The organism is Lactobacillus sp. X-49, assembly GCF_057063645.1.
Window position 1 is genome coordinate 1 of record NZ_JBXSQM010000001.1, and the last position, 22,515, is coordinate 22,515.

The window sequence follows — 22,515 nt, forward strand, 5'->3', positions numbered from 1 at the left end:
CTACATGTAATGCACGATTCTCTAAACGTAGACGTTCAAGTTCAGTTAACTCTTGAGAAGTATATTTATGCTTCTTTGCTTTAATTTTCTTTTTATGCATTAATGGTCGTCCTTGCTTAATAAATAAAGCATCAACACCGCCTTCATTTAATTTTCTTTGCCAATTCGCAATAGTGGAATGTTGTTTAATATTAAAATGATTGGCAGTAATTTGATAGCTGGCACTATGTTCTTTTCTCCAGTTTAAGACTTCTAATTTAAATTGACCACTATATCTTGTCTTAGAAAAGCTTTTTTCCAGGCCTCTGTTACCATACTGTTGATAATTATTGATCCAACCATCAATAGATCTACGTGATGTGATATGTAATTTCTCTTGAATTTCTTTTGTACTAAATCCTCTTTGATACAAATCTACTGCTTCTAATTTTGTTTTTAGTAAATATTTAGACATAAGAAAACCCCCGAATTGGAATCTTTGTCCAATTCCGGGGGTTAACTTCAATCTCAACGTTTTTTATCTTGTTTTAATTAGTATAGTTTCTAAGTACATTACTGTGTCCCGCTTGCTTGAAGAAATTAGACAAGCTATATTTATAGCTGTAAAAATTCAAAAAATGTAAAGCAAATAATTATGATGTTGGTTATTTTAATAAAATAACCAACATCAATTAATTTTCGGCTCCATTAATGTAAACTCCTGGATTTTCATCGCTCATAATGGTCATGCCAGCTTGTAAATCTTCAATTTCTGCTACAACAAACCCTTTATGCTCTAATTTTTTAACAATTGTGCGCATAGTTTCCTCTGTTATTCCAGCTGGCAGAGTAAATAAAATTCGACGTACAAAGTTTTTGTTTTTTTCTGCAGCTGAAGCATCAAGACTCATTGTCCCAGCAATGTTAGAATATTTACCAATTATTTTCGCTATTTTGACCAGATTACCATGGGAATTATCGGTTAATACTGTAAAAACATATGAACCAGTTTTGATATTCCAAGCATCTGATAACATATCAAGTAAACGTGAGTGAGTTAGAATGCCATAAAATTTATCACTTTCATCCAAAACTGAAATATAAGGCAAATCTTTAATTGTAAAAAAAACTTTAAAAAATGGTGAGTTAACCTTAATAGTCTTAGTTGCATTTTTAAGTAAATAAGTTACTGGCAAATTCATATCTTTGCCTTGTGACTTGTGGCGATAAATATGCATTTTATAAATATTGCCACGGAAAATAGTGCCAGTATCATCTAAAATTGGAACACAGCGGTAGCCAGAATCTTCCAAAATTTTTAGTGCCTCTTCTAGCGTAGCATGTTCATTAACCGTTGTCAGATAATCTTTTTTGATAACTAAAGATTTGATAAGCATTAGACTGCCTCCATAGTAGTATTGAATAATCCCAATTAGTATATCATAATAAGTCAGGATTAAATAAACATTAAAATTAAAAAGTTGATAAATAAAGTTTATCACTTGCCAGTCAAATAAAAAAGTGTTTTTTACTTAGTAATATTAAAGTGCAAATAGTTAGTGAATTTGAATAGACTAGGATGTGCTATTATTAACTACGACTAAAAATAAGGGGATATCTAATGAAAATAATTGCAGGTCTGGGCAATCCAGGTAGAAAATATGATGGTACCAAGCATAATACCGGTTTTATGGCTATTGATTATTATTTAAGCCAGCATTCTCTGATTCTTGATCGACAGAAATTTGAAGGTAAATATACCAAACTGGTAATTAATGGTGAAGATGTAATTTTACTAGAACCACAAACTTTTATGAATGATTCAGGTCGCTCAATTGCACAATTCGCTCGTTTTTTCAAGATTGAGCCAAAAAATATTTTAATTATTCATGATGATATGGATATGCCACTTGGTAAAATCCGTATTCGTGCAAATGGAAAGTCTGGGGGGCATAATGGTATTAAGAGCATTATACAAGATTTAGGGACGACTAATTTTAATCGCCTAAAAATTGGAATTAAGCATCCCGATAATGCAACGCAAGCAAGTGTTATTTCTTGGGTATTATCACCGTTTAATGCGGAGCAAAGAAAGATTATGGATATTGCTTTTGCCTCTAGCTGTGATGTAATTACAGATTTTATTATGGGAAAAAGCAGCCAGTTTTTAATGAATAAATATAATTAACTATGCATTTAACCAATTTAATTGAGAAAGATCAATCGCTAACAGATTTTATTATCAAAATTTCTAAAGTAAAAAACTCTTTAATCACGGGTGCTAATGCCGGTGCTTTTAATCTGCTTTTATGTCAGATTGTAGCATACCTTGATAAACCATTAATTTTAATAGAAGAAAATGAAAACAAAGCCCAAAAAATATTTAATGAATTAAGCAGAATTATGCCAGATAATAGTGTTCAAATTTTTTCGCTTGATGCTACAATTGCAACACAATCTGCTATTAGTTCGCCTGATGAATTAAGTAGTAGAATTCAGGCTTTAAATTTTTTGCTTAGTCGTAAAAAAGGAATAGTGGTTACTACACCGCAAGGATTACAATATAAGTTGTCAGATCCTAGCGATTATGCAGCTGCTAAGCGTCAATTTCAAGCAGGCAAGGAATTTGAATTAACTTCGTTAACGAGTTGGCTAGGCAATGCTGGTTATCAGCGCGAAAATTTAGTGGCTAAACCAGGAGAATTCGCTTTACGTGGCGATATTTTAGATATTTATCCTTTGGATCGTGAACTTCCTTTGCGAATGGAATTTTTTGGTGACGAAATTGATACAATTAAAAATCTTGATTTGGCTAGTCAGCGAAGCCAAGATATTATTGAACGTGTAACTATTAGTCCAGCACAGGATCGAGTTTTTACTCAAGCCGCTCTTGAGAATGCAGCAAGTAAAATCGAATTAGCGATGTCTGATGCACCGGCGCCACAAGAAATTGTCAAGAATCACTTTGAACCAGTATTGGATGATTTGTTAAAACAAAGTCTACCTCAAAATTATTCGTTTCTAGTGGATTTTTTAATTGAACATCCAAGCAATTTACTGGAATATTTACGTTCAGATGGTGTGATTGTTCTTGATGATTGGGCATTAATTGACCAGTCGCTTAAGACGGTGGACGAGCAAAATGCAGCTTTCATTGATGATGAGTTAAAAGTAGGTGCAATGTTGCCAGGACAGGAGTTGCGCACAGATTTTCACCAAAATTGGTTAAAGGATAAGCATCATCATCTTTACTTTTCACTTTTTCAAAGGGGTATTGGTCATATACAACTGGGACAACTTTTTGATTGGCCGACAAGGCAACCTGAACAGTTTTTTAGTCAGATGCCACTTATTAAATCAGAGATTGAGACCTATCAAAAGAAAGGTCAAACTGTAATTCTACAAGCTGATAATTCGCAACGCGCACGTGAAATTAGTCAAACTTTAGCAGAATTTGGTATGGATATTCCGGTAGTTGACAGTAATAACTTGATTGAGAACCAAAGTCAAATTGTAGTTAATTATTTTGCTAATGGATTTAGCTTACCTAACAATAATTTGGTCTATTTAACTGAACGCGAGCTTTTTAATAAGCCTATCCATCAACAGCGGCGAATTAAGACATTAGAAAACGCTCAGCGACTACGTAACTATACAGAATTGAAACCGGGTGACTATGTTGTCCACGTTAATCACGGGGTTGGTCGGTTTGAAGGAATTAAGACTCTTGAAAATAACGGTACGAAGAGAGATTACATAACGATCACTTACCAGCATGGCGATCAACTTTTTGTGCCAGCTGATCAATTGAAGTTAGTGCAAAAATATGTGGCCTCTGAGGGTAAGAAGCCACATATTAATAAATTAGGCGGTAGTGAATGGGCTAAGACTAAGCGCAAGGTCCAATCTAAAGTTGAAGATATTGCAGATGATTTAATTGAATTATACGCTAAACGAGAATCAGAAAAAGGCTTTGCTTACCCTAAAGATGATGATTTACAGCTTCAATTTGAAGATGCTTTTCCATATGTGGAAACGGCAGATCAATTACGTTCAATTAAAGAAATTAAGCAAGACATGGAAAAAGCTAAACCGATGGACCGCCTTCTTGTAGGGGATGTTGGATTTGGTAAAACGGAGGTTGCACTGCGAGCAGCCTTTAAGGCAATTGAAAGTAATAAGCAAGTGGCATTTCTGGTGCCGACTACAATTTTGGCTGAACAACATTTTGAAACTATTCAAGATCGATTTAAGAATTTTCCGGTTAATTATGCAGTTTTATCACGCTTTCAAACACTTGCTGAAGCAAAAAAAATCACATCTGATCTTGAACAAGGCAAAATAGATTTGGTTGTTGGTACACATCGATTATTATCAGAAGATGTTCACTTTAAGGATCTAGGGCTTTTAATAGTAGATGAAGAACAACGTTTTGGGGTAAAACATAAAGAAAGGATAAAAGAATTAAAGGCTAATATTGATGTTTTAACACTTACTGCGACCCCTATTCCGCGAACTTTGCACATGTCAATGGTAGGAGTAAGGGATTTGTCAGTAATGGAAACGCCACCATCAAATCGCTTTCCAATTCAAACTTATGTAATGGAAGAATTGCCAAGCGTTGTTAAGGATGCTTGTTTGCGTGAAATGCAACGTGATGGACAAGTCTTTTACCTGCATAATCGAATTAACGATATTGATGAAGTTGTTATAAAGTTACAGCAACTTTTACCGAAAGCTAAGATTGCGAGTGTTCATGGTCGAATGAGTAAAAATCAAATGGAAGATATTCTCTATCGTTTTTTAAACCGAGAATTTGATGTACTTGTTACAACGACGATTATTGAAACTGGAATAGATATGCCTAATGTTAATACAATGATTATTGAAGATGCGGACCATTATGGCTTGAGTCAACTTTATCAGCTCCGTGGACGAATTGGACGAAGTGCAAGATTAGCTTATGCCTACTTTTTATATCAACCTAATAAGGCTTTAACAGAAATTGGTGAAAAAAGATTAGATGCAATACGTGATTTTACTGAACTGGGTTCAGGCTTTAAAATAGCGATGCGTGATTTATCAATTCGGGGTGCTGGAAACATGCTGGGAGCCCAACAACACGGCTTTATTGATAGTGTAGGATACGATCTTTATTCACAAATGTTGGCAGATGCAATTCAGGTGCGAAAGGGCAAAAAGAAAATCCAAAAAAGTAATGCGGAGATTGATTTGGGTTTAGAGGCATATATTCCAAATGATTATATTAGTGATCAAGAAGAAAAAATTGAATTTTATAAAAAAATAAAAGAGGCCGATCTAGATCGAATTGAACAAATTAAAGATGAATTGATTGACCGTTTTGGTGATTATCCACAGCCTGTTGAAAATTTGCTAGCAATTTCAAATTTAAAACTTGAAGCAGATTTAGCCCAAGTTGCACGGATTATCAAACAAGGGCAACAGGTAAAAGTCGAATTTCAAAAATCCGCAAGTAAAGAACTTGAGGGGCCGAATATTTTTAAAGCACTCGAGCATGTTTCGTTAAAAGCACGGATTAATTTAACACCTCAAAAAAGGCTAGTTGTTTTATTAACAGTATCAGAAAAAATATATCAGCGGCAATTAGTTAATGAGCTTACTATTTTTATGAAGGCTGCTAGAAATATTATTCAAAGATAGGGGAAGTAAAAATGAGAATTGATAAGTTTTTAAAAATTTCACGCCTAGTTAAAAGACGCCCAATTGCAAAAGAAATGGCAGATCAGGGCAGAATTAAAGTTAATGATCGAGTGGTTAAGTCAAGTTATGACGTTAAAATTGGCGATGAAATAATTGTTGGGTACGGTTCAAGAGAAGTTAAGGCAAAGGTATGCAATATTAGAGAAACGACAAAAAAGGCAGAAGCTAGTGAACTATACGAACTAATCGATTAAAAATGGGATTCTTTAATGACTTTTATTATTAGCATTGTTATAATAAAAAAGGTATTGTTTTAGTAATAGAGGATTAAAATCATGAAGGGACCACGTATTTATAACTCGCTTAGTTCTGAAGAACAGGTGGCACGTTTAAAACAAAAGCAGATAAAAAGAGAAAAAGAAATACATCGTGTTCGGCGTAATCGAATCGTTGCTGTTTTTGTAATTTTATTTACGATTTTAAGCTTTCAGATTGTGCAAACTTGTGCTCAAACCAAGCAAATAAAACAGCAAGTACAGACCTCTAAAAAGTCCCTTAATCAAATTAATGAAGAAAAACGTAGTTTAACAGTTAAGCGGGATGATTTGAAAGATCCAGAATATGTAACTAAACTTATTCGTTCGAAGTTTTTATATTCTAAGCCTAATGAAACAATTTATAATTTACCGGAAGGAACAGATCAAGGTCAATGAGATATCAAGTTGGACAGCGCGTAACCGGTGTGATTAATAAAATTACTGATTTGGGTATTTTTGTTACTTTACCCCCAAATATTTCAGGGCTGGTTCACCATAGTGATTTTGGTGATAACTGGTTTCGTGAAAGGACCCGATATAAAGTTGGAGAACCGCTTAGGGTAGTCATTTTACACAATTATAAAGGGAAAATTGATTTATCTAAGATGAGGCTCAATGATCCCGATCTAATTGATCGCACGAATAAATTTTCCACTACTAAGGAGGAAAACTTTTTGCAAGTTTTAACCCAAACTGTGGCGAATGGGGAAAAAAAGATCAAAAAATTACAGCAAGAATTGGTTGATTATGCAAATTGATACTTTTTTTAAAAAAATGTCTTTGCCATTGAGTGGTAAAACCCTTGTAGTTGCAGTTAGTGGTGGTCCAGATTCGATGGCACTTCTTGATATGTTAAATGACATCAAAAAAAAATATCAATTCAAATTAGTTGCTGCTCATTTAGACCATCAACTACGCTCGGATTCTTTCCACGAAACTGAGATAATTAGTAAGTATTGTCATCAAAAAAAAATTAAATTAGTAAAGCAAAAGTGGCCTACAAAGTTGCATCCTGAGTCTGGTATAGAGGAAGCTGCTCGAGAGTACCGTTATACTTTTTTATTGCAAGTCGCCCGCGATAATATGTGCGATTATCTTTTAACTGCTCATCATTGTGATGATTTATTAGAAAACATCTTGCTTAAATTGATCCGTTCGGGTAATCCTCGTGAAATGAACAGTTTACAAGCCGTGAGTGATTTTCATGATGTCTTATTACTCAGACCATTATTGACTATCGAAAAGACTGAATTACTAGAATATGATCATCAAAAAAACATTGTGTTTATTATTGATAAGACAAATAATCAAGATGATGTGTTGCGCAATCGGTTAAGGCATAATGTTGTCCCACTTTTAAAAAGAGAAAACTCTGCGGTTGGTAAAAATGCTTTGCGTTTTAGTCAGCAGCTGAATTTAATGACAAGCTTGATAGAAAAGCATTTTACTCAATTAAATAAACCAGAGAAGTTTTTAGGTGTAGCATATCGGATAACACGTGATTCTTTATGTAGCTTATCTGCTCAAGAGAAAATTTTTTATTGGCAATCCTTTATTTGGCATAATTGGCATATTCGTGTAAATGAAAATTTGGCCAATTTTGAATTGATAACCTATCAAGATTATTTTTACTTACTCAAAAGTGAAGTATCTTTTTTTAGTAAGGCAAAGCTGATTCAACTTGATCAGAGTTTTTCTTTTGGAAAGCGTAGCTTTTTCATAAGTACAAGTTGGCATAGAAATCCACTAATAGGAGAATTTTATGCGGCTAAAAATATTGTCTTAAGCGCTGGCTCGCTTACTAATGGAACAAAATTATTATTAAAAAGTGGACAACACGTTAAAAGTAAGAAAAAGTTTGCTCAAAGTGGAATTCCAAGTGCGTTAAGGCAGTACTGTTTGACAGTATATGGTGAAGGCAGACCAATTTTTATTGAGCAAACGTATTCTAATCAATATGTTTCAGCAGATTCACAAAAATATTATGTCTATCTCAATAATTGATAAGAAATTTTAAAATATTAGAGCATTAATGAAATTTGTGATAAACTTTTATTCGTATATCTCTAGAAACTTTGCGGAGGTTTTTTATGAAGAATAACCGGAATCGGCTGTTTTCAAACGGCTTGTTCTATATTGTTGTTTTCCTTTTACTACTAGGAGGAATCAACTGGGCGCTTGGCGGATCGGATAATTCCGGTAGTAGTGAGAACATTAGCTATTCGGAATTTGTTAACGATTTACGTCAAGGCAAAGTTAAAAGCTTTAACGTTCAGCCTGCAAACGGTGTATATAACGTTTCAGGAAGCTATAAAACAGCAAAAAGCAGCAAATCACAGTCAAAAAACTTTGATTTCTTTAATGGGAATTCAGGGTCAAATGTAACCCGCTTTTCTACGACTATGCTCCAAAATGATTCGAGCGTAGAAAATGTTCAGAGTCTAGCACAGAGAAATGGCACCAAAGTAACAACACAGGGCGAATCACAGTCTGGGAACTGGATCTCGACAATTGTTATGCTTGTTCCGACAATTTTGTTTATTGTTATGCTCTGGATGATGATCAGTCAAAGTGGCGGTGGTCGTGGTGGCAACGGCGGAATAATGAACTTTGGACGCTCGCATGTTAAGCCGGAAGATCCAAAGAAAAATAAAGTTCGATTTTCTGATGTTGCTGGTGAAGAAGAAGAAAAACAGGAATTAGTTGAAGTAGTTGAATTTTTGAAAAATCCAGCTAAATTTACTAAACTTGGTGCCAAAATACCATCGGGTGTTTTATTAGAAGGTCCTCCAGGAACTGGTAAAACATTATTAGCACGTGCTGTTGCGGGTGAGGCTAATGTCCCATTCTTTTCAATTTCCGGATCGGATTTTGTTGAGATGTTTGTTGGGGTCGGTGCTAGCCGTGTACGTGACTTGTTTACAAACGCTAAAAAGAATGCACCAAGTATCATTTTCATTGATGAGATCGATGCAATAGGCCGACGTCGTGGTGGAAATGCAAATGGTGGCGGAAATGATGAACGTGAGCAGACATTAAACCAGTTATTAGTAGAAATGGATGGCTTTGAAGGCAACGAAGGAGTTATTGTAATCGCAGCTACAAACCGTTCAGATGTTTTGGATCCTGCTTTATTGAGGCCAGGTCGTTTTGATCGTAAGATTTTAGTCGGCTCTCCAGATGTTCGTGGTCGTGAAGCAATTTTGCGTGTTCATGCTAAGAACATGCCGCTTGCAGATGATGTTGATCTCAAGGAAATTGCTCGACAAACTCCGGGATTTGTTGGTGCTGATTTGGCTAACTTATTAAATGAAGCTGCTCTATTGGCTGCAAGACGTAATGGTAATGAAATTACTGCTTTGGATTTAGATGAAGCAGAAGATCGAGTTATTGCTGGTCCTGCAAAGAGAAATAGTATGATTTCACAAAAGGAAAGACAAAGAGTTGCTTTCCATGAAGCTGGTCACTCAATTTGTGGATTAGTTTTAAGTGATTCGCGAACAGTTCGTAAAGTTACCATTGTTCCGCATGGTCGTACGGGCGGTTATAATTTAATGATGCCAAAAGATGATCAGTTTTTATTAACTAAGAAACAGTTAATGGAACAAATTGTTGGCTTAATGGGTGGTCGAGCTGGTGAAGAGGTTGTTGTTGGAGATCAATCAACTGGTGCATCCAATGATTTTGAACAAGCAACTCAAATAGCCCATAGCATGGTTGTCAATTATGGTATGACTGACTCATTAGGAATGGTTGAACTTGAAAAAGAAGGAGAAACTAACGCTTACGGTTTGAAGCCATATAGTGAAGCAACCTCCGCTAAGATCGATGAAGCAGTTAAAGGATTACTTGATGAAGCTCATCAAGAAGCGGTTGAAATCGTGAAGAACAACCGTGAAAAGCACCGCATTATTGCAGAGGCACTGCTTAAATATGAAACACTAGATGAAAAGCAAATAATGTCGCTTTATACGACAGGTAAAATGCCAGAAAAAAGTGAGCAAGAATATCCGAGTGAGTCGCAAGCACTAACTTATGAGGAAGCCAAAGCAGCAGCTGAAAAGAAAGAAAATCATAAATTAACTTCTGATGATCATGTTGAGTCACCCGAAGAAAAGAATAAGGAAATTGAAGCGAAGAATCCTGAAAACCCTGAAAAAAATGATTTTTCTAAATTTAGTGAAAATGATCAACAAGTTTCCAAGTCTACTAATACTGATTCAGATAAAAACAAATCGGCTTCGGATGATGATCCGCAAGCCAAATAATCAATAGGGCCTAATGAGGCTCTATTTTTTTAGGAGAATATAATGACCGATTATTTAGTTAAAGCAATTGACAAAACCAAAAATTTACGTTTATTAACAATTACAGCAAAAAACTTGGTTCAAGAAGCCCACTTGCGGCATGATACATGGTCTGCCTCGTCCGCCGTTTTAGGAAGGACGTTAATTGCCGGTGTGCTTCTTGCTGGGGCTGAGTTAACTGAAAAAGAAGAATTAACCGTTCGCTTGCTTGGTGATGGGCCTGTGGGGCCAACCGTTGTAACTGCAAAGTCAGATTTGACGGTTAAAGGGTATGTCAAAAATTCTCATATTGCACTTCCGCCAAAGGAAAATGGACATATTGATGTTAAAACAGCTGTTGGACAAGGGTGGCTAGAAGTAACCAAAGATTTGGGATTAAAAAAACCATACACAGGGCAAGTTCCAATTGTTTCCGGTGAAATAGCTGAAGATGTTGCATATTATTTGACCAAATCTGAACAGATACCATCTGCAGTCGGCTTATCAATTTTTGTTAATCCTAATAATTCCATCGGTGAAGCAAGTGGCTTTATGTTACAAGCCTTGCCAGGAGCAAGTGACAAACTAGTTAGTTCAACAATTGAGAGAATTAATAATTTACCAGCACTTTCAAGTGCCTTTTTAGACGGTATGAAGCCAGAAGAATTAGCTAAGTTAATTTTAGGAAGCGACTGTAAAATTTTATCTAAAGATGATGTCGCTTATAAATGTGATTGTTCAAAGAAAAAGTACACCAATATTTTAGCTACATTAAAAAATAGCCAATTACAAAAAATGATTAAAGAAGATCATGGGGCTGAATTAACATGTAATTTTTGTGGTAATAAGTATCAGTTTACAGAAAATGAGTTGAAAGCAATTTTAGTTAAGAAACAATAATAAAAGGCTAATATATAGCCTAGTTTTATATTTCTACTTCTCGTGTTTAGAAAAATTCTATTACAAAAATAAAGATGCGGAGAATTATAATTTTGATTATAATGAGTTAGTTATATTAAACAAGTAAAGGAGTGTAGCTAATGCTAAATGTTTATATTGTGCGTCATGGTCAAACAGATACTAATAAGACCTTGGCTATTAACGGATCAGGAACTAATTTGCCATTAAATGAGACTGGTGTTAAGCAGGTTGAAACTTTACGCGATAATTTTAATATTAAAAATATTGACTATGTTTATGCTAGTCCATTAAGAAGGGCTAAGCAGACCGCTGAAATTTTGAATCAAGGGCAGCACGATATTATCTATGATAATCGCCTAAAAGAAATGAATTATGGTGACTGGGATGGTCAATCTGCAGCTGAAATTCGATCACGCTATCCACAAGTGTTTGATGAATTGGGTTATTTTAATGAAAAATATGCAGAATATTGTGACGGCGAGAGTTATGAACATTTGGCAGCGCGGTTGATGAATTTTTGGCATGATTTAGTGGATAAATATATGAATAAATCGATTCTAATTGTTTTTCACGGTACAGCGTCACGTTCAATGATTCAAAATGTTTTGCAGAGCCCAGACATAACCAAAATAGGAGAAGCGCAAAATGCAAGCGTTTCAAAAGTCTCGGTTGATGATCAAAGTAAAAAAGCGTTTTTACGTTATTACAATCGGGTAGCACCTGGTAATTTTTTTGACACAGTTAATTAAGCAAAAGATCTAAGGCATAACATTTTTAATGTTTTGGTATCGTGGATTTTCTTTAAACGATCCTTTTTGTTATGATATTAAAGTATTGAAAGGATGATTTGGTGGATAATAGCTGGAAAATTCGAGATATAACTATACCTAATCGAGTAGTAGTAGCACCGATGGCTGGGGTGTCAAATTCTGCTTTTAGGATGACTTGTAAAAAATTTGGTGCAGGAATGGTTGTTTGTGAAATGATTTCTGATCATGGAATCATTTATCGTAATCAGAAAACAATGTCAATGATGCAGGTTGATCCGCGAGAGCATCCAATGAGCATCCAAATTTTTGGTGGTACAGAAGACACACTTCTTGAAGGAGCCCAATATATCGATCAGCATACAGATGCGGATATAATCGATATCAATATGGGATGCCCAGTACCCAAAGTGACTAAAACTGATGCTGGCTCGAAGTGGTTACTTGATGCAAATAAGATTTATCAAATGGTGCATAAAGTTGTGCAAAACGTTTCTAAACCAGTTTCTGTTAAAATGAGAATTGGATGGGATCGTAAGCATATTTTTGCTCTAGAAAATGCGTTAGCTGCGCAAGAAGCTGGTGCAAGTATGATTGCAATGCACGGTAGAACTCGTAAGCAGATGTATGCTGGCAAAGCTGATTGGGAAACTCTTCATGAAGTAGCACAGGTTTTGGATATTCCATTTGTAGCTAATGGTGACATTGCTACCCCTGAATTAGCTAAAAAAGCGCTTGATGAAATTGGCTGTACTGCTGTCATGGTTGGTCGTGCTGCATTAGGTAATCCCTGGATTTTAAAAGATATGGTTCACTATTTAGAAACAGGGGAAAAATTACCGCCACAAAGTGTTGCTGAACGAGTTGCCACTGCTAAACATCAGTTAGCTGGGTTAGTTGAATTAAAAGGTGAAAAAATTGCCGTACCAGAATTTCGACAGCAGGCTGCATATTACTTGAAAGGAATTCCTCGTTCGGCAAGAACTCGTGCTAAAATAAATGAAGTTTGGACGGCGCAAGAAGTTTACAACTTATTAGATAATTTTGTTGAAGATTACAACAAATGGCAAACCCAAAAAGCTACTAGAAAAGAAAAATTTATGGAGGAAAAATAATTGGCAAAAAATGATATGAACGACCAATTAATTGTTCGTCGCCAAAAAATGGAAGAATTGCGAGAGAATGGAATTGAACCGTTTGGTATGAGAAAATTTGAGCGTCAAGATTTGGCTCAAACATTAAATGAAAAGTATGTAGATGAGGACAAAGACGAACTGAATCAAGAATTGCCTAAGACGAAAATTGCGGGTAGAATGCTGGCAAAAAGAGGTAAGGGTAAAGTTGGTTTTGCTGACTTGTATGATCGTACTGGTAAAGTTCAAATTTACGTAAGAAAAGATATTGTTGGTGAAGAAAATTATCAAATTTTCAAAAAGTCGGACATTGGTGACTTTTTAGGAATTGATGGTGAGGTCATGAAGACAGATACAGGAGAATTGACTATTCGTGCAACACACGTTACTTTTTTGTCTAAGTCTTTACGGCCACTACCTGATAAGTATCATGGATTAAAGGATGTAGAGCAGATTTATCGCCAACGTTATCTTGATCTTATTTCAAATCGCCAAAGTTATGAGCGATTTGTTAACCGGACTAAGATTATTCAGGCAATTAGGGATTTTCTAAACAAAAAAGATTTCTTAGAAGTGGAAACACCAGTTTTGCATAATATTCCAGGTGGTGCTGAAGCACGTCCATTCATATCTCATCATAATGCACTAGACATTGATTTATATATGAGAATTGCGCTTGAATTACCTTTAAAGCGATTAATTGTTGGTGATATGGAACGCGTATACGAGATTGGCCGTGTTTTCAGAAATGAAGGTCTAGATACTCATCATAATCCAGAATTTACCGAACTAGAAACGTATGCTGCATATTGGGATTTTCATGATGTGATGGATGAAGCAGAGGGTATTATTCGTGCGGCTGCTGATGTGGTTACAGATGACGGTAAGGTTACGTATCAAGGAACAGAAATTGACTTAGGCAAGCCTTTCCGACGTGTTCACATGGTTGATTTAATTAAAGAGAAGACTGGTGTTAATTTCTGGCAAGAAATGAGTATTGAAGAAGCAACCAAGATTGCTAAAGAACATGATATTCAAGTCGAAAGTTTCTGGAAAGTCGGCCACATCATCAATGCTTTCTTTGAAAAGTATTGTGAAGAAACCATTATCGATCCAACCTTTGTTTATGGACATCCGGTAGAAATTTCACCACTAGCAAAGAAAAATGCTGATAATCCTCGCTTCACTGACCGTTTTGAAATCTACATCATGGGCGAGGAGTATGGTAATGCCTTCTCTGAATTAAATGATCCCGATGATCAAAGAGAACGTTTTGAAGCACAAATGGCTGAGCGTGAAGCCGGTAATGATGAAGCCGACATGATTGATGAAGATTACTTACGAGCTATGGAATATGGTATGCCGCCTACAGGTGGTTTGGGAATCGGGATTGACCGTTTGGTAATGCTCTTAACTGACGCCCCAGCAATTAGGGATGTGTTACTCTTCCCAACAATGCGTCCAGAAAAAATTGAAGATATTGAACGTGAAGTTGAAGAAGACTTAGCGAAGAAAAATAAATAACTTATCAAAAAGCAAGTATGACACGATATGACCCCCGAAATTAAGATAATTTCGGGGGTCATATCAAGTTTTCATTTTTGGATTTCAAAATTTTGTAGCATTTAATTAGATGATTAAAAAGATTTGATTTGAAAAGGAGAAAACAAAATGAAAAATACTACATTTAAGAAAGTTATTTTAACTACAGTTGTTTCTGTCGGTCTTGCTACTCCATTAATTGCAAGCAACACAAATATTGTTCCATTTGGGCAAACTGCTATTGTAGAAGCCGCAGCTAAGAAAATTACTTTAAAACACAACGCATATCTCTATAACTACATAGGACACAGAATTGGCAGACATAAGTTATACAGACATCATTCTTACAGATACTACTCAGTAAAATATATTCATGGTAAAAAGTATTACCGTGTAGGTAAGAATCGTTACGTTAAGGCTTCAAATGTTGCCAAACTGCACTCATACAAAGTAAAAAAAGGTTCAAATACTACTTCGCTAACTACTACAAAAATTAATACCAATGGTATGGGTACTCCAAAATTTCAAATAAAAATTGATAACAATAATATCGATATATACAGTGCTTCTCATGCTACTGCACATGGCAATTGGATTACTTCAATACCTCTACATGGTACGTACAATGTATATGCAGAAGAAAATGACATGTACGAAATTGGCAAAGATCAATGGGTCAACAAAGATGATACTGATTCAATAGTACAAAGCACTAACAGTTCAAACAACAACAGCGGCAACGGTAGTTTGAATAACTCAGGTAGCCACAGTGGTTCTTCAACCAATGGTCGTCATGTAAATACTAATAAAGATAAGAATACTATCGTGGGTAATTTGACTGAATCGCAACGTCAACAAGTAATAAGAGACTTTGTTCAGCTTATCAACCAAGCCCGTCAAGAGAATGGTGCAAATCCTTTAATTCTTGATTCAAGCTTTAGCTCTGAATCTCAGCAACGTGCTATTCATGATGGAACTACTTTAATTAACACTGGTGACGAAGATGATCACCAAGATGCAAATGGTAATTCTTTATTGCCAAATGATGCTGGTGGTGAAGTTGAAACAGGAATTATGGTTTATTCTGACGATACTCCAAAAGATCTAGCTAAATTTGCATATAATCAATTTATGGTAAATGATGCAGATCAAGGATGGGCTCACAAAAAGAATCTTTTAAATTCTAGTTGGACTTCTATAGGTGTTGGTGTTTATTTTGCAAATGGTACCGATGATTTGGGCTCACTTGTAGCTGATTTGAAATAACGTAAAAATAACTTTAGAAAAAAGACTTCATTCAAATGAATGATATGGCCCCCGAAATTAAGATAATTTCAGAGGTCGTATTTTTATGTCTAAATTATCTAAACAAGATAAAATTACAAGCTATCATCTTTGGCATGATTAACAAATTAGTTCTACTAAATTAAGTTGGCGTTACTAGGTTAGAAGGTCTAATATTGATTATTTGCTTGCATTGATTGCACGTCACGGCCTGGCTATCAAGTAGCACTAGATTTGGGTTTGAAAAGTTATGGCATGTTGCACGATTGGCCACGCAAAGGGAATTTACTTAATGATGGCTTGGAAGGCTTCTTTGGCATACTCAAGCGGGAAATGTTTTACGGGTTTGAAAAGCAATTTAAAAATCTCAATGAACTAAAAGACGCAATCAGGGACTACATGAGTATTACAACCAGAAAAGAATTAAAATCAAACTAAAAGGTGAATATCGGCAGTTAGTCCTCAGTTAGCAGTTAATAGAGTGTCCTAATTTTGGGATTCATATCATCAGCTACCTGTTTTTTATATATCAACGTTTATTATTAATTAAATTAGCAATTGGCACTTGTAACTCAGGCCTTTTTAGGAAAAAATACCAACCTTGAAGCATTGCTAACCAGGCACTCAGTTGATGTCACCCGAGTAAATTATCATTGGATAAATTCGTTCATTAATGAATTCAATAAAAGTGGAAGTAGAAAATTTCTGAGTTTTAAGCCCTTGAAAAAAGCATAAGCCAATCACTTTTCTTCTTTATCAACAAAGAAAGTTTGCATATTGTTAAAAATCGTACGGATTAAATTTAAAAGATCTATTTGGTCTTGAATGATAAATTGGGGATGTTGCAGCTAAAAAGTCACTACCATGTGCGATACTATGTGACCAACCTTTATTTTTTAAAAACTGCGATAATTCCTTTTTAATTCTAAGTAGGCAATACTCCAATTGAACATTATTTGACGTTAATCGGTGGTTATAATAGTCCGGTCACTATCCATTTTCAAAATTAGTGCTTCCCCAATAGGGCAGTAAATGATTGCAAAAAAGCAGCATTATTCTCAGGTTCAGTAATTTGATAAAACAGGGTCTTTTTATTAATAAAAAAATTGATAATCACTCTAAGTTGCTTTTACTAAAAGAATTTTCCTGAAAGCAACGTGCTAAAAGACTATAACTAAGTTTATCGCAAAAATGTGGATCAATACTTCCAAGATTGTTTAAGAGTATACATACATGTTGATCAGTAAAGGATAGTTGATTTTTGAATAAGTGCAATAAATTTTCTGGTTCATTTTGCATAGATCTTTTCTTTTTATTATTATTTGTACAAATATACCGAATTTTTGTTAATGTAATAATCTTTTGTCTTATAAAATAACTAGCTATTTAGATTTTTTTAAAAAAAGGTTGAAAAACTATATCTGTCTGCTATAATAATAGATGTCTTGCGGAAGTAGTTCAGTGGTAGAACATCACCTTGCCATGGTGGGGGTCGCGGGTTCGAATCCCGTCTTCCGCTTCAGATAAATCCCGTCTACTACGATGGGATTTTTTATTTAACGGGAAATAGCTCAGCTTGGTAGAGCGCTACGTTCGGGACGTAGAGGTCGCAGGTTCGAATCCTGTTTTCCCGATAATGAAGATTTGTCTTAGTTTCAATTAGCTTCAAACGTTGATACTAAGGCATTTTTATTTTTTCTGATTTTTTGAAATTACCTGAAATTAGGCTAAAAGACTTCATATTAGACTTCATATTTTTAAGAGTACGTGCAGGTGGGCTAATCTTAGATATTTAGCTAAAGATTGATTTATAGGGCTTTTATAATAATCTAATAAATAGTTTGACCACCAAGAAGTACAAAAAACGACTTCATATTTTTTAAAAGATACAGAATTAACTAAAATGGGGCGCCATAAAAAGGGCTTTCGATATCAGTCTGATACTTTCGAGAGAATGCAAAAAAAGCATTCTATTTCTTTGCTTTTGCCTTTTAGGTATACTTTTGCTTAGGTTAAAAATAAAACGCTAAGAGCGCAAAATATGGAGATGCAAGTATGGAAACTGATGAAGTAAAGGACTTATTTAAACATGATTTAGACCATTTATTAGCACTATGTAATCGCCATAGAAGAGATTTACTAGCGGATAATGTAGATCAGCTCCCTGTATTAACTGAAGAGCGTACTGATGAAGATATTGCTTATGCGGGTAAGATAACGTGGGCTGCTGGTAAAGCTATTCAAGTTTGTTCTGTTAAATCAAGAAAGATACTAACAGAAGCTTATTTAAAAAGGCAGCTAGATAAAAAAACTATGGTAGAAATGGGCTATGGTTCAACACGATATTATGAATTAAAACAAATAGCTTTAACTGAATTCATGGAAAACTTTGCTAAATACCAGAAGAAAATAGGACTAGAACCAGCTTTTAAGTTGGTTAAATAAAAGGAGGTCGTGTTTTACGACACCCTTTAAAAAATTTTCAGGTTTTTTCAGGTTTTAGACAAAGGCTAAGCTGTGAAAATAACGGTTTAGGTTTATAACAAGTGTATCTGTAAGTACAGTTGTTAATAAGGATATACGCTAATAAATACAGGTCTTTCAAAAGGACCTCGAATTTTACAAGTGTACCTGCAGGTACGGTTGTATCTTAACAAATACTAGCATTTACTAGGGTATTTATTAAACAAAAAACAGGATAAAGTGTTGATCTATAGCCTGTTTCATCAATGCACACTTTTTAAATGATGTGCACCCTTTTTGAAGCACAAGTATGCAACCAATCCAAAAATGGTTTGGTTAAAATATAATCTGTAAGTATATTTGTTAAGTTAATAGATTTACCCAATTTTGGGGAGAACTAAATTATGCATCCCTGATAAGCTAACTACCTCAGAAAACCTGTAATTTTATTTTAGGGAATTTTAGCCTTGATAAATCATCTTTTGCCATAGATACCCCCCTATCAAAAAGTTTTAAAAAATAGTGGTGTCACGAAAGCGAACACCACTTGTTGCGGCTCCTCTAGATGAAGAATAGGGGCGGGGGATGCACACGGTCTTTTTTAATTACTCACGATTTTACCCAAACGTTTAATTACTGTTCGCATAAAATTTAGGGACGCTTTGTGTGAGTGCTCTCTTCAATAAAGAGAGTAGCCCCCGCCTGTTAAAAATGTTAGGAATAAATTTTAAAATTTGAAATATCCTCTAAAAGTTCCGTCCCTGTTTTAGGTACGTTGCTTAGCTGTTAGCATTTGTTAGCATAAAAAATACCGTCACGAATTGCGACGGTATTCTGGTTTATATTTGTTTAAATTCACGTTTAACATGGTTATCTAAAATAGTGTAGATATATAGACCATCACTTGTAGTTGAACTTGTTATCAGAATAGGTGTGCCGTCATGTTCTACAGCAATTCTAGTAAACCATAATCTACTATTTAATTCATTTAAGTAATTGCTATGTTCTGCTTTATTGCAAATTAACATCATACAATTACAGAAATGCACAGCTGCTTGCTTACCAGAACCTTTTTCTATTTTTTTAACTAATTGCATCATGTCATAATCTGCAGCATTGTTAATTGAGTAATACATAATTTTTCCTTTGCTTAAGTTTAATATTCTGAATTAGGTGGTATGTCAATTAACCACTAACTAATTATGTGAATCTTTGTTAATGTCCCATATCTTCAATAGTAGATATAGTGTTCTTATTAATTAATACTTTGCAGGTTTTACTTGAAAGATTGTTATCAATTTGAATGTAATCATCCTTTGTACGGTTAATCAAATTATGAACATCTTCTATATCCATTCTCGTTCTTCTAAGAAATCCGTTTGTTAAATATATATTCGTCATGTTAATCATTCCTTTAGTTATTAGCTACTGAATCTATTCCTGTTATGTCGTTCTAATTTGGTACAGAAATATGGTACAAACATTTAAATTTATAAAGCCTTTGGTATCAAGGATTAAAGCCAATTGGTATTTTGGGTACAAATTATAAAATTGCCCTCTAGCTTACAGGCTGTAAGCTTAGTACAAAATGTACACTATTTTTTTGAATTACGGGAGAATATATAGAGGGTATGTAGTAGTAGGGTGTCTACTGTATAGCCTTTATATATAATTCTATTTATTAAAAAAAGAATGTACCTCTTGTACCGTACATACTCTCGTAACGGGTTGGGTGTATGTTTTTGTTTGTACCTTTGAAAGTTCCACTTGTACCGTACTTCCTCTAATAATGGTTTATTGAAATCCGTATTTTGTACCAATCTTTAATTTAAGCTGATACCTTTATAAAAGTACCGTCTTTTACGCCTGTTTCCAGCAATCCGTTTATTTTCGACGCTTCTAAAGATACCTTTGTTTTCAAGCTCTTTTTTGAATTTTATTTTACTAACTGGTTTAAAATTATATTTAAAACACCAGGTATTATAAGCATTGTACAAATCGTTTTCGTTAGTTTCTTCCGTTGTAACCAAGATACAATTCTCATTAAGAAATTGCTTTATAGGGTCGTTATCCTCTAGCCAATTGCCTCTCTGCTCAATAATTGATTGGGTTTGTTTAATTTCTTTTCTTTTCATTGCATCCCTTGCTAAGACAATGCACTTGTAAACAAATTCGCCTCGTTCTTTTTTGACCTTTTTCATATCTATGGTCTGTTCAAAGTTATTTATCTTATAGAATTTGATCACATTGATTCGGCGGTAAAAGGCATTAGTGGTATTACTGAAACTAGGTAAGTCATTGGCTGCAAATAATAATTTGGCATAATTAAATAATGCTATCCCTGGTCGATTTTTAACTGGTGCAGTAATTGAACTACCACCAGTTAATTTCTGTAAAACAGTAGTATCAGGGATGTATGCATTAGATATATCGTCATATTCATTTAAATACTTATTGTATAATTCTGAATGACTAAAATTGTTGGGCTTTTTATCTGCTAGATCAATTAATGAGACAAAAGAAGTGTTTTCATGTCCAACTAGAGTAGTAAGATAGTTCATAAAAGTTGTCTTACCGTCACCACCTGGGCTTAATAAGATAATAAATAATTGAATAGGTTCGTAACTGGGGTAGAAGATGTAACCAATAAATTCCATCAATGATTGCATATTTTCGCCTACCGAAAGAGCTAACCAATTTTCTGTTTCTAACCAGTTGGCTTTGTTTTTCCAACTATTAATAACAGCTTGTGCGTCTGGGTATTTATCATTAACCACCAGGTCATAATCAACACAGGAAGTAAAATAATATTTAGGATCATGCTCTTGTAGTTTGAATGCATCCCAATCCCAAACACCATTTTTAAAGTTGAAGTAACGCCCTGGTTTCTTACCAAAGGTATTAGTCCATTTAACGCGCTTAATGCTGTCGCTAACAAAGTGAAATGCATCCCTAGCCGCTCGATCAGTCCACATGTGCTGCTTGTTTAAAAGCTTTGTAATAGCACTCTTGATGCTCTTAATATTTCTAAGCTCCCAATGTCCCTCGTTATAGTTATATTCGTAATAGTCTTCTTTATCACCATTCTCAACAATAATACAGTTATGTTTTGCAAGAACAGTTTTACCAAGGATTGCGATATTAACTTTAGGCTTGCCGTCATCGTCAAGGACTATCCAATCAGGGGTAGATTTGACTGATTTATTATACAGTTCTAACTTTTTAGGGTCTGTTTTAACTAATTCTGGTTTGTTTTCAGGCAATATTGTTAACCTCTCGTTCTAAAATGCTATTAAAAGTACGAGTTACCTCGTTTTTAGGCAAAGGTTCTTGAAACTGGTTATTAGCGATAATTGCCAATTGGTAAATAGTTTCTGCTCTTGCGCCTGTTTTAAATAGTTTGCCAATAATATGGGTAAGGTAGTCATTTCGCTTACCTACTATCTGCGGATAAAATAATTCATCTAGTAAGCAGCCTGTCCATGTTTTACGGCCATAATAATGTTTTTTGGCCTTAATACCTTTTTGAGTTTTCTGTTGAATGAATTCAATTAGTTCTGTAGGTGCTTCAACAACAGGCTGATCAGGATTAACCCACTCATAACTAACACCATTAATCACGGTAGGAGGTACTAAAGAAATATTGCCTTGTTCGGCTTGAATATCTACCCCTGGTAAGAACCCCGCTTTGGTCTTATTAGGTTGACCGTCCTTTTTTAAATAATATAGATGTAAACCATCATTAGGGGTTAGGGCAGTTAAGGTATCAGGTAGCCAATCAATAGGGATGCTTTCTCTAATTGATTTAAAACCGTCTATTTTTGTTTTCCCACTATGCTTAGGGGTGTCAATGTCAACACTAAATATATTAGTCATTTTCCATGCAATACCCAAATTAGGGTTATCTGTCCATAATTGAGTTATTTCTTTGTCTGTGAGACTTGGTTTATTGGAATGAGGAATTGCAGGGCTCTTTAAATTAACATTGGTAGGGATTACTGAAAACCCGTGTTCAGCATATTTAATAGCCCAATCTAAGTTATTCATTGCTAATCCCCTTGCTTTGTTGTTGAATTAAGATCAATAATTCTATATTCTTGTTATAGTGCATGATATTATTCTCCTTGTTTTTATACTATGT

19 protein-coding genes, 2 tRNA genes and 1 pseudogene are annotated in these 22,515 nt (G+C 34.8%); 16 read left to right on the plus strand and 6 right to left on the minus strand.

The window, feature by feature from the left end; genetic code table 11:
- A partial coding sequence (locus tag ACYIAQ_RS00005; RefSeq protein ID WP_483562690.1) for a helix-turn-helix domain-containing protein occupies window positions 1-454 on the minus strand: 454 nt, incomplete at its 3' end.
- Between the two features lie 217 nt (window positions 455-671).
- Window positions 672-1,376, minus strand: coding sequence for a cyclic di-AMP binding protein CbpA (gene cbpA, locus ACYIAQ_RS00010; protein WP_122018881.1), 705 nt, complete (start codon window positions 1,374-1,376; stop codon window positions 672-674).
- A gap of 224 nt (window positions 1,377-1,600) precedes the next feature.
- Between cbpA and pth the strand changes: the two genes are divergently transcribed.
- The 16 genes and pseudogenes from pth to ACYIAQ_RS00090 all read left to right on the plus strand — a co-directional run bounded on the left by pth (window position 1,601) and on the right by ACYIAQ_RS00090 (window position 18,356).
- Window positions 1,601-2,167 carry an aminoacyl-tRNA hydrolase gene (gene pth, locus ACYIAQ_RS00015; protein WP_483563040.1) on the plus strand — a complete coding sequence of 189 codons (567 nt, stop codon included), beginning with the start codon at window positions 1,601-1,603 and terminating at the stop codon, window positions 2,165-2,167.
- 2 nt (window positions 2,168-2,169) lie between these two features.
- A complete protein-coding gene (mfd, locus tag ACYIAQ_RS00020) occupies window positions 2,170-5,661 on the plus strand; it encodes a transcription-repair coupling factor (protein WP_483563041.1) in 3,492 nt (1,163 codons plus the stop codon).
- A gap of 11 nt (window positions 5,662-5,672) precedes the next feature.
- Window positions 5,673-5,915, plus strand: a complete 243-nt coding sequence (locus tag ACYIAQ_RS00025) for an RNA-binding S4 domain-containing protein (protein WP_122018876.1) — start codon at window positions 5,673-5,675, stop codon at window positions 5,913-5,915.
- 78 nt (window positions 5,916-5,993) lie between these two features.
- Window positions 5,994-6,374 carry an FtsB family cell division protein gene (locus tag ACYIAQ_RS00030; protein ID WP_122023281.1) on the plus strand — a complete coding sequence of 127 codons (381 nt, stop codon included), beginning with the start codon at window positions 5,994-5,996 and terminating at the stop codon, window positions 6,372-6,374.
- Complete coding sequence (locus ACYIAQ_RS00035; protein WP_483563042.1) at window positions 6,371-6,736, plus strand: S1 RNA-binding domain-containing protein; 366 nt, start codon at window positions 6,371-6,373, stop codon at window positions 6,734-6,736. Before ACYIAQ_RS00030 ends, ACYIAQ_RS00035 begins: the two co-directional genes overlap by 4 nt.
- Window positions 6,726-7,982, plus strand: a complete 1,257-nt coding sequence (tilS, locus tag ACYIAQ_RS00040) for a tRNA lysidine(34) synthetase TilS (protein ID WP_483563043.1) — start codon at window positions 6,726-6,728, stop codon at window positions 7,980-7,982. Before ACYIAQ_RS00035 ends, tilS begins: the two co-directional genes overlap by 11 nt.
- Window positions 7,983-8,068: 86 nt before the next feature.
- A complete protein-coding gene (gene ftsH / locus ACYIAQ_RS00045; protein ID WP_122023280.1) occupies window positions 8,069-10,246 on the plus strand; it encodes an ATP-dependent zinc metalloprotease FtsH in 2,178 nt (725 codons plus the stop codon).
- Window positions 10,247-10,288: 42 nt separating this feature from the next.
- On the plus strand, window positions 10,289-11,164 hold the full coding sequence (gene hslO, locus ACYIAQ_RS00050) for an Hsp33 family molecular chaperone HslO (protein WP_483563044.1): 876 nt from the start codon (window positions 10,289-10,291) through the stop codon (window positions 11,162-11,164).
- A 140-nt stretch (window positions 11,165-11,304) separates the two neighbouring features.
- Window positions 11,305-11,934, plus strand: a complete 630-nt coding sequence (locus ACYIAQ_RS00055; protein WP_483563045.1) for a histidine phosphatase family protein — start codon at window positions 11,305-11,307, stop codon at window positions 11,932-11,934.
- A gap of 101 nt (window positions 11,935-12,035) precedes the next feature.
- A complete protein-coding gene (dusB, locus tag ACYIAQ_RS00060) occupies window positions 12,036-13,067 on the plus strand; it encodes a tRNA dihydrouridine synthase DusB (RefSeq protein WP_199713345.1) in 1,032 nt (343 codons plus the stop codon).
- The gene (gene lysS / locus ACYIAQ_RS00065; protein WP_483563046.1) at window positions 13,068-14,609 is read left to right on the plus strand and encodes a lysine--tRNA ligase; all 1,542 of its coding nucleotides are present in this window, start codon (window positions 13,068-13,070) and stop codon (window positions 14,607-14,609) included.
- A 147-nt stretch (window positions 14,610-14,756) separates the two neighbouring features.
- Window positions 14,757-15,893, plus strand: coding sequence for an SLAP domain-containing protein (locus ACYIAQ_RS00070; RefSeq protein WP_483563047.1), 1,137 nt, complete (start codon window positions 14,757-14,759; stop codon window positions 15,891-15,893).
- Between the two features lie 258 nt (window positions 15,894-16,151).
- Window positions 16,152-16,381: pseudogene (locus ACYIAQ_RS00075) on the plus strand (IS3 family transposase); the annotation flags it as partial.
- 977 nt (window positions 16,382-17,358) lie between these two features.
- A tRNA-Gly gene (locus ACYIAQ_RS00080) sits at window positions 17,359-17,430 on the plus strand.
- Between the two features lie 41 nt (window positions 17,431-17,471).
- Window positions 17,472-17,545: transfer RNA gene (locus tag ACYIAQ_RS00085), tRNA-Pro, on the plus strand.
- 421 nt (window positions 17,546-17,966) lie between these two features.
- Window positions 17,967-18,356 carry a hypothetical protein gene (locus ACYIAQ_RS00090; protein WP_483563048.1) on the plus strand — a complete coding sequence of 130 codons (390 nt, stop codon included), beginning with the start codon at window positions 17,967-17,969 and terminating at the stop codon, window positions 18,354-18,356.
- An 857-nt stretch (window positions 18,357-19,213) separates the two neighbouring features.
- Here ACYIAQ_RS00090 and ACYIAQ_RS00095 read toward each other — a convergent pair.
- The 4 genes from ACYIAQ_RS00095 to ACYIAQ_RS00110 form a co-directional block, all read right to left on the minus strand.
- The gene (locus ACYIAQ_RS00095; RefSeq protein ID WP_483563049.1) at window positions 19,214-19,510 is read right to left on the minus strand and encodes a hypothetical protein; all 297 of its coding nucleotides are present in this window, start codon (window positions 19,508-19,510) and stop codon (window positions 19,214-19,216) included.
- A gap of 79 nt (window positions 19,511-19,589) precedes the next feature.
- Window positions 19,590-19,730 carry a hypothetical protein gene (locus tag ACYIAQ_RS00100; RefSeq protein ID WP_483563050.1) on the minus strand — a complete coding sequence of 47 codons (141 nt, stop codon included), beginning with the start codon at window positions 19,728-19,730 and terminating at the stop codon, window positions 19,590-19,592.
- Window positions 19,731-20,197: 467 nt separating this feature from the next.
- Window positions 20,198-21,637 carry a DNA primase family protein gene (locus tag ACYIAQ_RS00105; RefSeq protein ID WP_483563051.1) on the minus strand — a complete coding sequence of 480 codons (1,440 nt, stop codon included), beginning with the start codon at window positions 21,635-21,637 and terminating at the stop codon, window positions 20,198-20,200.
- On the minus strand, window positions 21,630-22,421 hold the full coding sequence (locus ACYIAQ_RS00110) for a bifunctional DNA primase/polymerase (protein WP_483563052.1): 792 nt from the start codon (window positions 22,419-22,421) through the stop codon (window positions 21,630-21,632). Before ACYIAQ_RS00110 ends, ACYIAQ_RS00105 begins: the two co-directional genes overlap by 8 nt.
- Window positions 22,422-22,515: the final 94 nt, after the last annotated feature.